Below are 13,249 nucleotides of genomic sequence, written 5' to 3' on the forward strand. Positions count from 1 at the left end.
TATTTCGCTCAGACTCTTGTGAGCCATGTTACGGACGTTTATTCTCTACAACTATAGAAAATAAACCAGTGGCCGGCGACGGCCCGGACAAAGGCTCTTCCCATGACTCTTGCACCAACCGAAACCGCATCGGCCTTCCGCCTGGCAGCGGCGGAGGAAATCCTTGACGTCCGCGCCATCCTGCAGTCTGAAGGCCACCTGGAACCGCAGCACCGCATCGCCTACCTTGGCCTGCTGGATCCGGCCCGGGGAACGGAACCACAGGCTGTGGACCGCCGTTTCCGGGTCTTCATCCACGACGTCTCAGGGGCTGCGCCGCGGGACGTCGTGGTCTCCATTACCCAGCAAAAGGTGCTCTCCGCCGTCGAACTCGACACCGCGGTGACCGGCGAACTGCCGGTCCTGGAGGAGGAATTCGACGTGGTGGGATCGCTCCTGGCCGCCGATGACCGCTGGCTGAAGGCGCTCGCCGACAGGGGCCTCGAGGTCGAAAAGGTCCGCGTTGCGCCGCTCTCGGCCGGAGTTTTCGAATACGGTGAGGAGAAAGGCCGCCGCATCCTCCGCGGCCTGGCGTTCGTGCAGGAATTCCCGGAGGACAGCGCCTGGGCGCACCCGGTGGACGGGCTGGTGGCCTATGTGGATGTGGTCAGCAAGGAAGTCACCCAGGTCATCGACCTCGGCGTGATGCCCATCCCGGCAGAGCACGGCAACTACACCGATCCGGAACTGACCGGGCCTGTCCGCGACACCCAGAAGCCCATCAGCATCACCCAGCCGGAAGGGCCCAGCTTCACCGTCACCGGCGGCAACCATGTGGAATGGGAGAAGTGGAGCGTGGACGTCGGCTTCGATGTCCGGGAAGGGGTGGTCCTGCACAACCTCGCCTTCCAGGACGGCGGCCGGAAGCGGCAGATCATCAACCGTGCGTCCATTGCCGAAATGGTGGTGCCCTACGGCGACCCCTCGCCCATCCGGTCCTGGCAGAACTACTTCGACACCGGCGAATACCTGGTGGGCCAGTACGCCAACTCGCTGGAACTTGGCTGCGACTGCCTGGGCGAGATCACCTACCTCAGCCCGGTCATCAGCGACGCGTTCGGCAACCCGCGGGAAATCCGCAACGGCATCTGCATGCACGAGGAGGACTGGAGCATCCTCTCCAAGCACTCCGACCTCTGGAGCGGCGTCACCTACACCCGCCGCAACCGCCGCCTGGTGATCTCCTTCTTCACCACGATCGGCAACTACGACTACGGCTTCTACTGGTACCTCTACCTGGACGGCACCATCGAATTCGAGGCCAAAGCCACCGGCATCGTCTTCACCTCCGCATTCCCGGAATGCGGTTCGGACAACATCTCCCAGCTGGCGCCCGGCCTGGGCGCACCCTTCCACCAGCACCTCTTCAGCGCCCGGCTGGACATGGCCATCGACGGGTTCACCAACCGGGTGGAGGAAGAGGACGTGGTCCGCCAGGCGATGGGGCCGGGCAACGAACGCGGCAACGCCTTCTCCCGCAAGCGCACCGTCCTGGCCCGCGAATCCGACGGCGTCCGGGAGGCCGACGCCCGCGCCGGCCGGACCTGGATCATCTCCAACCCGGAATCCCGCAACCGGCTGGGGGAGTCCGTGGGCTATAAACTGCACTCCCACAACCAGCCCACGCTGCTCGCGGACCCGGACTCCTCCATCGCCCGCCGCGCCGCCTTTGCCACCAAGGACCTGTGGGTCACCCGGTACGCCGAGGACGAGAAGTACCCCACGGGCGACTTCGTGAACCAGCACGCCGGCGGCGCGGGCCTGCCGGCCTACGTCTCGCAGGACCGGGACATCGACGGCCAGGACATCGTCGTCTGGCACACCTTCGGCCTGACCCACTTCCCCCGGGTGGAGGACTGGCCCATCATGCCCGTGGACACCGTCGGCTTCAAGCTCCGTCCCGAGGGCTTCTTCGACCGCAGCCCCGTCCTGGACGTTCCTGCCAACCCGAACCAGCAGGCGTCCTCCTGCCACACCGAGGGCGGCAGCGGTGGCTGCCACTAGCCTCGTCCCCGCCACGGCAGGGCGTCCGACGGCGGCGGGGCGGCTGCGTGCCAACGGTCCCGTCCTGCATCCCCGCGTCGTCGCCGTGGCCACCGCCGGTTCCTGCGTTGCCCACGTGGGACTGGCGGCGTCGGGACACCACGGCGCATGGCTCAACGTCCTGATGCTGGCACTCGCCGCCGTCTGCGTTCCCTGCACGGTCCATATCTGGCGGCACAGCCGGGTGGCCGCACTGCACCAGGTCACCGCTGCGGCCGTGGCGATGGCCGCCCTGCACGCCGTCCTGCTGCTGGCCGCCGGTGGTGCCGGGCACGCCCATGGCGGCCAGCCGTCGTCGTCCGCTGTTGGTGGTTCGGTCAGCACGGACCTGCTGCTGGTTGTTGCCCTGGAACTGGGGACGGCGCTCCTCGCCGCAACACTGGTGGCCCGGCTGCGGCGCCTGCGCCGGCAGGGTTTCGGGGCTCAGCCGGCCGGGACGCCGAGCGGGCGGGCGACGTGCAGCTTTTCGTGGTCAACGAGCCACTGGATGGATTCGAAGATGGCCTGCTCCGGTTCGTACCGCGGCGCGTAGCCGAGCACGGAGGCCGCCTTTTCGATGCTGAAGCACTGGCTGCGGTAAAGGTGGTTCCAGCTCGCATCCGCGTGCTCGCGGGAGGTGTTCTCCCGGAAGCGGTCCCAGGGAACCGTCTCCAGTACAGCCGCGTGCCCGAACCAGGCGGCGGCGATGTCCGCATAACCGCGGACCGTCAGCGCCGTGGGGGCAACGATATTGAAGTCCTCACCGGTGGCTGCCTCCCGCCGGGCCATCGCCTTCTCGAACGCCTGAGCCACGTCATCGGCGTGCACATGGTGCATCAGCTCCGTGCCGCTGCCGGGAATCCGGAGGGGCTGGCCTGCAGAGATCGTCTGCCAGACGGCGGGATCAAGGTTTCCCAGCGGACCAACCGGCTGCCACCCCGGCCCGACAATGTGGCCGGGGTGCAGTGACGTGGTGGCCAGCCCGCCGCTGGCGGTTTCCTCCTGCAGCATCAGGGCAATCCTGTTTTTCTGGACGCCGTATTCGCCAAAAGGCGGTGCGGCTGAATCCGATCCCTCCCTGATGGGCAGCTTCAGGCTCTGCCCGTACCGCCAGACGGAGCCGCAGTGCAGCAGGTGCCCCACCTCGCCCCGCAGCCGTTGCACCAGCGCTGCCGCCGATTCGAGGGTGAAGCAGACCAGGTCCACCACGACGTCCGGCTTGAGGGCGGCCACCCGGTCAGGGAAGGTTCCGTCCTGGTCCTCTGCCTGCCGGTCCGCGGTGACGTGCTGCACCTGCTGCCACTCCGGTGCCTCTGTGTACGGCTTGCTGGTGCCGCGGCTGATGTTGGTGACCTCGTGGCCGGCTTGGACCAGCCGGGGGACCAGGAACGAACCGATGTGGCCGCTGCCGCCGATGACGGTGACTTTCATTGCTCTCCGATCGTTGCGTTCCCTCCACGGTAGGGCCGCGGCAGCAGGAAAGGGAGGCCCTGCCGGACCTCCCTTTCCTGGCGATAGGGGTGGAACCCAAGGGTCAGGCAGGCTTGGCGTACTCTGCCGCGCTCATGACCTCGTAGCCAACAAACGTCTCATCGCCCTCCACCCAGGCGTCGTGGCCGGCCGGGATGGAGTAGGCGTCACCGGACTGGATGGTCATGCCGGTTCCGTTGTCCAGCTGGACGGTCAGGGTGCCGGAGGTGCAAAAACCAAGGTGATTGTTCTGGCAGCTGTCCGTATGGACAACCGTCTTGACGGTTTCTGACCAGCGCCAGCCGGGCTCAAACGTGAACCGGCCCAGGGTGGCGCCACCAATGTTCACCACGTCTACTTGCGTCTTGGGCGGACGGCGCTTTTCGTCCGGTTGGTCAAATGATTTGGACTCCAGGTCCTTCACCGTTACTGCGGGCATTGCTGGCTCCTTCGTAAGGAGTGGTTATTGAGTTCGTCCGGGGCTGTGCGCGGCCGGGATCGGGGCCGGCAGGGCGGGATGTGCCCCGTCCAGAGCCTGCCGGTCCCATGGATCAACGCTCTCAATCTGCTCCTGCGCGCAGCCCGTGTCAATGACGGTTTTCCGCCTGGAACCACTCCCGCCCGGGGTTGGTCACCGAGGGGGCGGAACGGTCAATCCCGGGCTGTGCAGCCCACCGCACCCCGTTGGCCAGGACCCGCTGGACCTGCGGATGGTGGTACACCGGGTACTCCTGGTCGCCGGGGCTGAAGTAGAAGATGCGGCCCTTGCCGCGGGTGAAGGTCACGCCGGAGCGGAACACCTCGCCGCCGGCAAAGGAGCTGATGAAGATCAGGTCGTCCGGGTCCGGGATGTCGAACAATTCGCCGTACATCTCCTGCTCCGGAATGACGATGGGGCTCTCCACGCCCTCCGCGATGGGATGGGAGGGCTTGACGGTCCACACCAGCTCCCGCTGGCCGTCATTCCGCCAGGCCAGCGAACAGCTGGTGCCGAGCAGTTTGGTGAAGATCTTCGCGAAGTGCCCCGAGTGGAGCACGATCAGCCCCATACCGCCCAGCACATGCCGGTGGACGCGTTCGACGACGGCGTCCCCCACCCCGGCGTGCGCGATGTGGCCCCACCACAACAAGACGTCCGTCTCCGCGAGCACCTCCTCGGCAAGGCCGTGGTCGGGATCCGTGGCCAGGACCGCCGTCGTGATGTCCGCCTCCGGAAGGTGGGAGCGCAGGCCCGCGGCGATGGCTCCGTGGATGCCGTCCGGGTAGATCTCCCCGATGTGGGACGGCTCGTTGTTGGCTTCGTGGACGCCTTCGTTCCACACCAGGATCCGGAGTTTGCCGTCCATCAGAGCCGAACCTCCCTCTGCTCGCGTGCGGACTGGTAGCACGCGTCGATGACCTGGGCGCGGTACAGCGCCAGGGATCCGTCATGGTTGGCCCATACGTGCCCGCCGCCCCGCACGGCGGTGACGAAATCCTCCACCACAGCATCGTGCGCGCGGCCCGGCAGGACCGGGGGCAGGTAGTCCGCGGACCCGCCGTCCTTGTCCGTGAACACCCGCAGCCGGCCCACCGGCGGGAACGGCGCCCCGTGCACCCTGAGCTCGGCGCCGCCGTCGGTCCCGTACACCGTGAAGTCCAGCTGGTCATCGGTTTCCCGGTAGGCTGCCCAGCTGGCCTCCACCAGCAGGGTCGCGCCGCCCTCCAGCCGGAGGAACGCCGTCGCGAAGTCCTCCACTTCGAAGGCGTGGCTGGTGGCGTGGGCGGAGAACCGGCTGCCGCCGCCCCGGCCCTGCGGCCCCAGTTCGGCATGGGTGGCCGCGGAGACCGCCACCACCTTGGGCTCGCCGAGGAGGTACAGGGCGAAGTCGAGCACATGGACGCCGATGTCCGCCAAGGGCCCGCCGCCGGCGAGCTCCGGGTTGGTGAACCAGCTGCCCAGCGTGGGAATGCCCGCGCGCCGCAGCCATGACGCCTTCGCGTAGTAGGGCCTGCCCAGGCCGCCGTGGTCGATGACCTCCTTGAGCGCCTTGATGTCGCCGCGCCGGCGGTGGTTGAAGGCGACGTCCAGGACGCGGCCGGCCTTGCGGGCCGCGTCCACCATGGCCTGGCCTTCCGCGGCGTTGCGGGCGATGGGCTTTTCGCTCAGGACGTGGATACCCCGTTCCAGGGCGGCGATGGAGATCGGGGCGTGCAGGAAGGTGGGTACTGCCACGCTGACTGCGTCCAGGCCGCCGTGGTCCAGCATGTCCTGCCAGTCGGCGAAGGCGTTCGGAATGGCGTATTCGGCCTGCAGGGAGTCCCGGAGGTCCTGCTCCATCCCTGCCACCGAGACGATCCTTACTCCGTCCAGCGCCGAGTAGGCCTTGAGGTGCTGCTGGCCGGCCCAGCCGATGCCCACCACACCCACCTGTAAATCCGTCGGCGGCATGGGGGAGGGATGCGTGCTGTTCAAGGGCTGGCTCCTTCGGGGGTGGCTTGCTGCCCGGTTCCCCTCAGCCTAGTACCGCAGCCTGCCCCGGAGCTGGTGCCGGGGCCCCGTCTGGCCCCGGCCGCTTTCGCCCTGGAGGTGTACGACGGCGTCACGCAGCGCCCGCTTTTGGCGCGCCCGGGTGCCGTGTTCCCCGCAAACCCGGGCCGCCGCCGTCGTGCCCTGGCCAAAAGCGTGCCCTGCGTGACGGGCGCCGACGGGCTGGCCCGTCGAAACATGCATTTAACCTTCCGGTCCGACGCGCGAAATACGGGTTTGGATACTCTGGTGCAACAAGGTTTACTGATAGCTAACGCCAACCCTGACAGGAATGTTTCGATGACCAGTGTCGCAACCCCTGCTGTAACCCCCGCCGCCGGCCTCGCCGGCCAGGCTCCGCCAGCCCTGGCGGAACGCATTTCCCTGGCGGACATTGCCCGCGCCCATGACGTCCGCTTCCTCCTGGCCACGTTCGTGGACATGACCGGCAAGCCCTGCGCCAAGCTCGTCCCGGTGGAAGCCGCTGACGAACTCGAAGCAGGCGCCATGGGTTTCGCCGGCTACGCGGCCGGCCTCATCGGCCAGAAACCCCAGGACGGGGACCTCATCGCCGTCCCGGACCTTGCCTCCTTCACCCCCGTCCCCTTCATCAAGGAAGGGCTGGCCATCATCCACTGCGACCCGCATGTCGACGGCAAGCCCTGGCCCTACGCCCCGCGCGTCATCCTCAAGAACGCCCTGGCCCGCCTGGCTGACCGGGGCATGCAGGCCAAGGTGGGCGCCGAGGTGGAGTACTTCCTGGTGAACAGGAACGACGACGGGACGCTGAGCACCGCCGACGCCCGCGACGATTCGCCCCGCCCCTGCTACGACGCCCGCGGCGTGACCCGGATGTACGAGCACCTCACGTCCATCAGCGACGCGATGAACTCGCTCGGCTGGGGTAACTACGCCAACGACCACGAGGACGCCGCCGGGCAGTTCGAGCAGAACTTCACCTACGCCGATGCCCTCACCACCGCCGACCGGGTGGTCTCCCTCCGCTACATCCTGAACATCCTGGCCGAGCAGCGCGGCATGACCGCCACGTTCATGCCCAAGCCGTTCACGGACCGCACCGGCACCGGGCTGCACTTCCACCTCTCGCTGTGGTCGGGTGCGGAGGCGCTGTTCCCGGGGGACGACGGAAACGCGGACGACGGCGGACGCGGCCTGGGACTGTCCGGCCTCGCGTATTCCTTCATCGCCGGAATCCTGGACCACGCCCCCGCGCTGCAGGCCTTCCTCGCCCCCACGGTCAACTCCTACAAGCGCACCGGCGCCACCACCAGTTCCTCCGGCGCCACCTGGTCCCCGCGGAAGGCATCCTACGGCGGCAACGACCGGACCCACATGATCCGCGTGCCGGACAACAAAAGGATCGAACTCCGCTCCGGCGACGGTTCCGCCAACCCGTACCTCGCCGTCGCCACCGCCATCGCCGCGGGGCTGGACGGTGTGGAGAAGTCCCTCGACCCGGGCACGCCGTCCGGGCCGGGGGAGTCCAAGGCGGACGCCCATTCGCTGCCCGCCACCCTGCTCCACGCCGTGGAAGCGCTCCGGAGGGACCCCGTGATCCTGGCCGGCCTGAGCGGAGATCCGGAGATCGGAACCTACTACGCAAACGCCAAGGAAGAGGAGTTCCTCAGCTGGCACAACCAGGTCAGCGACTGGGAAATCCGCACCTACCTCACCTCGATCTAATCCCTACCCTGTAAAGGAATCCCACCATGTGCGGAATCGCCGCGCTGCAGCTGCGCAATCCCTCGCTGCACCCCCGGATGGGCAGCCTGCTGTCCTCGATGCTCTGCCAGATCGTGGACCGCGGACCCGACTCCGCCGGCCTCGCCGTCTACAACACCCCTGGCCTGGTGTCGCCACGCATGTCCACCCTGAGCCTGCTCGGCAGGGACCAGGGAATGACGACGGCGGCCATCACCTCAGGTGTCGGGGCGCTCCTGCCGTCTGACGCGGCAGTGGCCGTGCAGGTGGTGGGCGACACCACCCTGGTGAGCGCCGCCGTCGGGACGGACCTCCTGGTGAAGGCCGTCACCGAAACCCTGCCCGCCGCCACCGTCATCGGCCGCGGCGAACACGTGGCCGTGATGAAGAGCGTGGGCCACCCCATGGAGATCGCCGCGGAACACGGGCTGGAGGCGATGGCCGGCAGCCAGGGCCTGTCCCACACCCGGATGGCCACCGAATCGGCCGTCACCGCCGGCGGCTCGCACCCCTTCTCCGTGGCCGACGACCTCTGCCTGGTGCACAACGGGTCCTTCTCCAACCACGCCACCGTACGGCGCGATCTCAAGCGCGAAGGCGTGGTGTTCGATTCCGAGAACGACACCGAGGTGGGCGCACGCTACGTCGCCTCCCGGCTGCAGCAGGGGGACACCCTCGAGGAAGCCCTGGTGAACCTGGGCAAGGTCCTGGACGGCTTCTACACCCTGGTGGTCACCACTGCGGACAGCATGGCCGTGGTCCGCGACCCCATCGCCTGCAAGCCCGCCATCATCGCCGAAACCGGCGACTACGTGGCCATGGCCTCCGAATACCGCGCCCTGGCAGCACTGCCCGGCATCGACAACGCCCGCATCTTTGAACCGGAACCCGGAAAGGTCTACACGTGGTCACTCTGACAGCCCCCGAAACCCTGGAAACTGCAGCTCCTGCTGAGGCACACGCCGTCGTCGATCTTTCCGGCGGCCCGGTCCGCGACCTTAACCAGGCACTCCACAATGCGGCCGACGGCCAGTCCTGGACTGTGACCAACCCCGGCGGCAAGCACAGCCTCGCCGTCGGCATTAACGCCGACGTCACCGTAACCATCGAAGGCCACGCCGGCTACTACGCCGCCGGGATGCACCAAAAGGGAACCGTGACCGTCACCGGCAACGCCGGCGTCGGACTGGCCGAGAACATCATGTCCGGCACCGTCCACGTCAAGGGCGACGCCTCCCAGTCCGCCGCCGCCACCGGCCACGGCGGCCTGGTGGTCATCGACGGCAACGCCGGCGCCCGCTGCGGGATCTCCATGAAAGGCGTGGACATCGTGGTGGGCGGCAACATCGGCCACATGTCCGCCTTCATGGCCCAAGCCGGACGGCTGGTGGTCTGCGGCGACGCGGGGGATGCACTGGGCGACTCCATCTACGAGGCCCGGATCTACGTCAAGGGCACCGTGGCCTCCCTCGGCGCCGACTGCATCGAAAAGCCGCTGCGCGAGGAGCACCTGGCCGAGCTCGCGGAACTCCTCGACGCCGCGGGCCGCACGGACAACCCGGCCGACTTCAAGCGCTACGGCTCCGCCCGGAACCTCTACCACTTCCACGTCGACAACTCGACTGCCTACTAGGAGGCCACCATGACCATCACCTCCCTTCCGGTTCCCGCCCAGGCACCCGCCGCAGCACCAGCAAACATTGCCGAACTGGGCCTCCGCGAGTCCGCCACCTTCGACCGCGCCACCATCGCCGACATCCAGCGCGCCGCCGCCACCGGCGTCTACGACATCCGCGGCTGGGGAGCCAAGCGCAAGGTCCCGCACTTCGACGACTTGCTCTTCCTTGGCGCCTCCATGTCCCGCTACCCGCTGGAGGGCTACCGCGAAAAGTGCGATACCGACGTCGTCCTCGGAGACCGGTACGCCAGCCGCCCGCTGCACCTGGCCACCCCGGTGACCATCGCCGGCATGAGCTTCGGCGCCCTGTCCGCCAACGCCAAGGAAGCGCTGGGCCGCGGCGCGTCCGAGGTAGGCACCTCCACCACCACGGGCGACGGCGGCATGACCCCTGAGGAGCGCGGCCAGTCCAAGCACCTCGTCTACCAGTACCTGCCCTCCCGCTACGGCATGAACCCGGACGACCTCCGCAAGGCCGACGCCATCGAGATCGTCCTCGGCCAGGGCGCCAAGCCCGGCGGCGGCGGCATGCTGCTGGGCCAGAAAATCACCGAACGCGTGGCCGGGATGCGCACCCTGCCGGTGGGCATCGACCAGCGCTCCGCCAGCCGCCACCCGGACTGGACCGGCCCGGACGACCTGGAGATCAAGATCGGCGAACTCCGCGAAATCACCGACTGGAAGACCCCCATCTATGTCAAGATCGGTGCCTCCCGGCCGTACTACGACACCGCGCTCGCCGTGAAGTCCGGTGCCGACGTGGTGGTGCTCGATGGCATGCAGGGCGGCACCGCGGCCACGCAGCAGGTGTTCATTGAAAACGTCGGCATCCCCACCCTCGCCGCCATCCCGCAGGCCGTCCAGGCACTGCAGGAACTCGGCATGCACCGCAAGGTCCAGCTCATCGTCTCCGGCGGCATCCGGACCGGTGCCGACGTCGCCAAGGCCATGGCCCTGGGCGCGGACGCCGTCGCCATCGGCACCGCGGCGCTGATCGCACTGGGCGACAACGACCCCCGCTACGCCGCCGAATACTCCGCCCTGGGCTCGGCCGCCGGGTTCTACGACGACTTCCAGGACGGCCGCGACCCCGCCGGCATCACCACCCAGGACCCGGAGCTCTCCTCCCGCCTGGACCCGGTGGCCGCCGGACGCCGGCTGGCCAACTACCTCCGCGTCCTCACCATGGAAGCCCAGACCATCGCCCGGGCCTGCGGAAAATCGCACCTGCACAACCTGGAACCTGAGGACCTCGTGGCGCTGACTATCGAGGCCTCCGCCATGGCCCGCGTGCCGCTGGCCGGCACCAGCTGGATCCCCGGCGTCCAGGGAAGCTTCTGATGGCTGGACCTTCTTCCGACGCGTCGGATTATGTGGTGGTGGGCGCCGGCCTGGCCGGCGCCGCCACCGCGTGGCAGCTCGCAGCCCGCGGCCACCAGGTCACCCTGCTGGAACGCGACGTGCCCGCCGCCCACGACGGCAGCTCCCACGGCTCCGCCCGGATCTTCCGCTACGCCTACCCGGACCCGTTCTACACACGGGCGGTGCTCGACTCCAAAGCGCTCTGGGACGGGCTCGCAACGGAAGCCGGCGCTGAGCTGATCACGCCGTTCGGCGCGGTGGACTACGGTCCAAAGCGCAATCCGGCCCTCCTCGCTGAGGTGCTTGCGGCCGCCGGCATCGACCACGAGCTGGTGTCCGCCGCCGAAGCCCGGGGCCGCTGGCCGCAGATCGCGTTCGACACCAAGGTCCTCTGGCACCCCGGCGCCGGCGTGATCGACGCTGAAACGTCAGTCAACGCCATGGTGGCGCTCGCGGTCCGGTACGGTGCAAAAGTCCTGACCGGCTGGAGCCTGGACCGGGTGGAACGGCTGGGCGGCGGCTACCGGCTGCACTCCTCCACAGGGGAAACGCTCGACGCCGGCAACATGGTGATCAGCGCGGGCGGCTGGCTGCCACGGCTGCTGGAGTCCCTCCCGCTGCCGGCGGGCTTCCTGGCCGGCCTGCCCGACTTCACCGTCCGGCAGGAACAGGCCTTCCACTTCCGGTACCGGGAAGATTCCGGCTTTTCCGCCACCAACTGGCCCACCTTCATCCACAAGGCCGGCGACATCCAAACCTACGGGCTCCCCGGCGGCCGGGACGCCGGCTTCGCGGGCCAGAAGGTGGCCGAATACAACGGCGGCCCGGGCATCCCGTCGGCCGCCGAGCAGACCGGAGTGGTGGACCCGGCCAACCGCGCCCGCGTGGTGGACTATGTCCGCCGCTGCCTGCCGGGACTGGATCCCGAGCCGTACGCCGAAACCACCTGCCTCTTCACGAACACGCCCACCGAGGACTTCCTGATCGACCGGGCGGACAACCTCACCGTCGTCTCGCCCTGCTCAGGCCATGGGGCCAAATTCGCGCCGCTGATCGGACAGTGGGCCGCGGACCTGGCCACCGGAACCGGTGCCGTGCCTGACCGGTTCCGCAGCACCGCCTCACCGGCACTGACCACGTAGAACGGATTCCCGTGACCCTTCCCCAGACAGCACCCGCGCCGCACGCGGTACCCGCCGAAACTGCCGGCGCACCTACTGTCGCAGGCCTCCTCAAGGAAATCTCCGACGTCGGACGCGACAGTGCCCGCGGCGGCTACTCACGCCCGGTGTTCTCCACCGCCGAATCGGACCTCCGCGCCTGGTTCATTGAGCAGGCCGGCCGGCGCGGGCTGGATGTCCATACCGACGCCAACGGGATCATGTGGGCCTGGTGGGACACTGCGACGGGCGTGCGGAAGGACGCCGTGGCCACCGGCAGCCACCTCGATTCCGTCCCCGGCGGCGGCGAGTACGACGGCCCGCTGGGGGTCGCCTCGGCGCTGGTCGCCGTCGACCTCCTCAAAGCCCGGAACTTCCGGCCGCGGCGGCCCCTGGCGCTCGCCGTCTTTCCGGAGGAGGAAGGCTCCCGGTTCGGCGTGGCCTGCCTTGGCTCGCGGCTCCTCACCGGCGGCCTGGACCCGGACAAGGCCCGCAACCTCCGCGACCCGGACGGCAACACCTACGCGGACGTCGCCGCCGCGAACGGACAGGACCCGCGGTTCATCGGCCCCGACTACAAGGCCCTGCAGCAGTTGGGGATGTTCGTGGAGTTGCATGTGGAGCAGGGGCGGGGGCTCATCGACCTGGACCGGCCGGTGGCGGTCGGCTCGTCGATCCTGGGCCACGGCCGCTGGAAGCTCAGCATCACGGGCGAAGGAAACCACGCCGGCACCACGCTCATGAAGGACCGGAAGGACCCCATGATCGCGGCGGCCAAGGTGGTGGTGTCCATCCGGGACACGGCGCGCAAGTACAAGGATGCCCGCGCCACGGTGGGCCGGGTCCAGCCCGTCCCCGGCGGTACCAACGTGATCGCCTCGCGGGTGGACCTGTGGATCGACGTCCGCCACCCCGAAGACTCAGTGACTGCGGCGCTGGTGGAGGCCATCGGGCTGAACGCCCAGGTCATCGCCGCGGAGGAAGGCTGCGAGGCGACCCTCACCACGGAATCGCTCAGTCCCACCGTGCATTTCGACGGCGGCCTGCGGGACCGGCTGCAGGAACTGCTGCCCGGTGCGCCGGTGCTGGACACCGGGGCAGGCCACGACGCCGGCGTGCTGGCCGCACACCTGCCTACCGCCATGCTGTTCGTCCGGAACCCCACCGGCATTTCGCATTCGCCGGACGAACTCGTGGAGGACCGGGACGCCGAAGCCGGGGCGCAGGCCCTGGCGGACTCCCTTGCCGGGCTGCTGGGCGGGGCGCGCGTCCTTGGCTAGGGCCGCC

At 68.6% G+C, this 13,249-nt stretch carries 11 protein-coding genes and 1 pseudogene; 8 read left to right on the top strand and 4 right to left on the bottom strand.

Translation table 11 applies throughout. The features are described 5' to 3' along the window. Positions 1-102 precede the first annotated feature (102 nt). The gene (locus PUN51_RS09245; protein WP_275180675.1) at positions 103-2,043 is read left to right on the top strand and encodes a primary-amine oxidase; all 1,941 of its coding nucleotides are present in this window, start codon (positions 103-105) and stop codon (positions 2,041-2,043) included. A gap of 43 nt (positions 2,044-2,086) precedes the next feature. After that, a pseudogene (locus PUN51_RS09250) lies at positions 2,087-2,482 on the top strand (hypothetical protein); the annotation flags it as partial. 23 nt (positions 2,483-2,505) lie between these two features. Here PUN51_RS09250 and PUN51_RS09255 read toward each other — a convergent pair. The 4 genes from PUN51_RS09255 to PUN51_RS09270 all read right to left on the bottom strand — a co-directional run bounded on the left by PUN51_RS09255 (position 2,506) and on the right by PUN51_RS09270 (position 5,962). Then, entirely contained in the window at positions 2,506-3,492 is a 987-nt protein-coding gene (locus tag PUN51_RS09255) for an NAD-dependent epimerase/dehydratase family protein (protein ID WP_275180676.1), read from the bottom strand. Positions 3,493-3,595: 103 nt separating this feature from the next. Continuing rightward, positions 3,596-3,970, bottom strand: coding sequence for a cupin domain-containing protein (locus tag PUN51_RS09260; RefSeq protein WP_159630278.1), 375 nt, complete (start codon positions 3,968-3,970; stop codon positions 3,596-3,598). A gap of 148 nt (positions 3,971-4,118) precedes the next feature. After that, entirely contained in the window at positions 4,119-4,877 is a 759-nt protein-coding gene (locus PUN51_RS09265; RefSeq protein ID WP_201302381.1) for a ThuA domain-containing protein, read from the bottom strand. Further along, positions 4,877-5,962: a Gfo/Idh/MocA family protein gene (locus tag PUN51_RS09270; RefSeq protein ID WP_275180819.1), complete on the bottom strand. Its 1,086-nt coding sequence runs from the start codon at positions 5,960-5,962 to the stop codon at positions 4,877-4,879. The genes PUN51_RS09265 and PUN51_RS09270 overlap by 1 nt, the downstream gene beginning before the upstream one ends. 378 nt (positions 5,963-6,340) lie before the next feature. Between PUN51_RS09270 and glnT the strand changes: the two genes are divergently transcribed. The 6 genes from glnT to PUN51_RS09300 are packed head-to-tail and all read left to right on the top strand — an operon-like array spanning position 6,341 to position 13,242. Then, positions 6,341-7,744, top strand: coding sequence for a type III glutamate--ammonia ligase (gene glnT / locus PUN51_RS09275; RefSeq protein ID WP_275180677.1), 1,404 nt, complete (start codon positions 6,341-6,343; stop codon positions 7,742-7,744). 26 nt (positions 7,745-7,770) lie between these two features. Continuing rightward, positions 7,771-8,679, top strand: coding sequence for a glutamine amidotransferase (locus tag PUN51_RS09280; RefSeq protein WP_275180678.1), 909 nt, complete (start codon positions 7,771-7,773; stop codon positions 8,677-8,679). Further along, positions 8,667-9,395, top strand: a complete 729-nt coding sequence (locus PUN51_RS09285; protein WP_275180679.1) for a protein glxC — start codon at positions 8,667-8,669, stop codon at positions 9,393-9,395. The genes PUN51_RS09280 and PUN51_RS09285 overlap by 13 nt, the downstream gene beginning before the upstream one ends. A gap of 9 nt (positions 9,396-9,404) precedes the next feature. Then, a complete protein-coding gene (locus tag PUN51_RS09290) occupies positions 9,405-10,781 on the top strand; it encodes an FMN-binding glutamate synthase family protein (protein WP_275180680.1) in 1,377 nt (458 codons plus the stop codon). Then, positions 10,781-11,944 (top strand): FAD-dependent oxidoreductase, encoded by a 1,164-nt coding sequence (locus PUN51_RS09295; RefSeq protein WP_275180681.1) that lies wholly within the window; start codon positions 10,781-10,783, stop codon positions 11,942-11,944. Before PUN51_RS09290 ends, PUN51_RS09295 begins: the two co-directional genes overlap by 1 nt. 11 nt (positions 11,945-11,955) lie before the next feature. Next, on the top strand, positions 11,956-13,242 hold the full coding sequence (locus PUN51_RS09300) for an allantoate amidohydrolase (RefSeq protein WP_275180682.1): 1,287 nt from the start codon (positions 11,956-11,958) through the stop codon (positions 13,240-13,242). The last annotated feature ends 7 nt before the right edge of the window (positions 13,243-13,249 follow it).

This window comes from Arthrobacter sp. NQ4, from assembly GCF_029077345.1.
Taxonomy (GTDB): Bacteria; Actinomycetota; Actinomycetes; order Actinomycetales; family Micrococcaceae; genus Arthrobacter.

What these genes read in the sequence shown, in the direction of transcription:
- PUN51_RS09260 (WP_159630278.1), bottom strand. Translation starts at nt 3,970, where the DNA reads ATGCCCGCAGTAACGGTGAAGGACCTGGAGTCCAAATCATTTGACCAA.
- PUN51_RS09270 (WP_275180819.1), bottom strand. Translation starts at nt 5,962, where the DNA reads ATGCCGCCGACGGATTTACAGGTGGGTGTGGTGGGCATCGGCTGGGCC.
- PUN51_RS09295 (WP_275180681.1), top strand. Translation starts at nt 10,781, where the DNA reads ATGGCTGGACCTTCTTCCGACGCGTCGGATTATGTGGTGGTGGGCGCC.
- PUN51_RS09290 (WP_275180680.1), top strand. Translation starts at nt 9,405, where the DNA reads ATGACCATCACCTCCCTTCCGGTTCCCGCCCAGGCACCCGCCGCAGCA.
- PUN51_RS09255 (WP_275180676.1), bottom strand. Translation starts at nt 3,492, where the DNA reads ATGAAAGTCACCGTCATCGGCGGCAGCGGCCACATCGGTTCGTTCCTG.
- PUN51_RS09280 (WP_275180678.1), top strand. Translation starts at nt 7,771, where the DNA reads ATGTGCGGAATCGCCGCGCTGCAGCTGCGCAATCCCTCGCTGCACCCC.
- PUN51_RS09245 (WP_275180675.1), top strand. Translation starts at nt 103, where the DNA reads ATGACTCTTGCACCAACCGAAACCGCATCGGCCTTCCGCCTGGCAGCG.
- PUN51_RS09265 (WP_201302381.1), bottom strand. Translation starts at nt 4,877, where the DNA reads ATGGACGGCAAACTCCGGATCCTGGTGTGGAACGAAGGCGTCCACGAA.
- glnT (WP_275180677.1), top strand. Translation starts at nt 6,341, where the DNA reads ATGACCAGTGTCGCAACCCCTGCTGTAACCCCCGCCGCCGGCCTCGCC.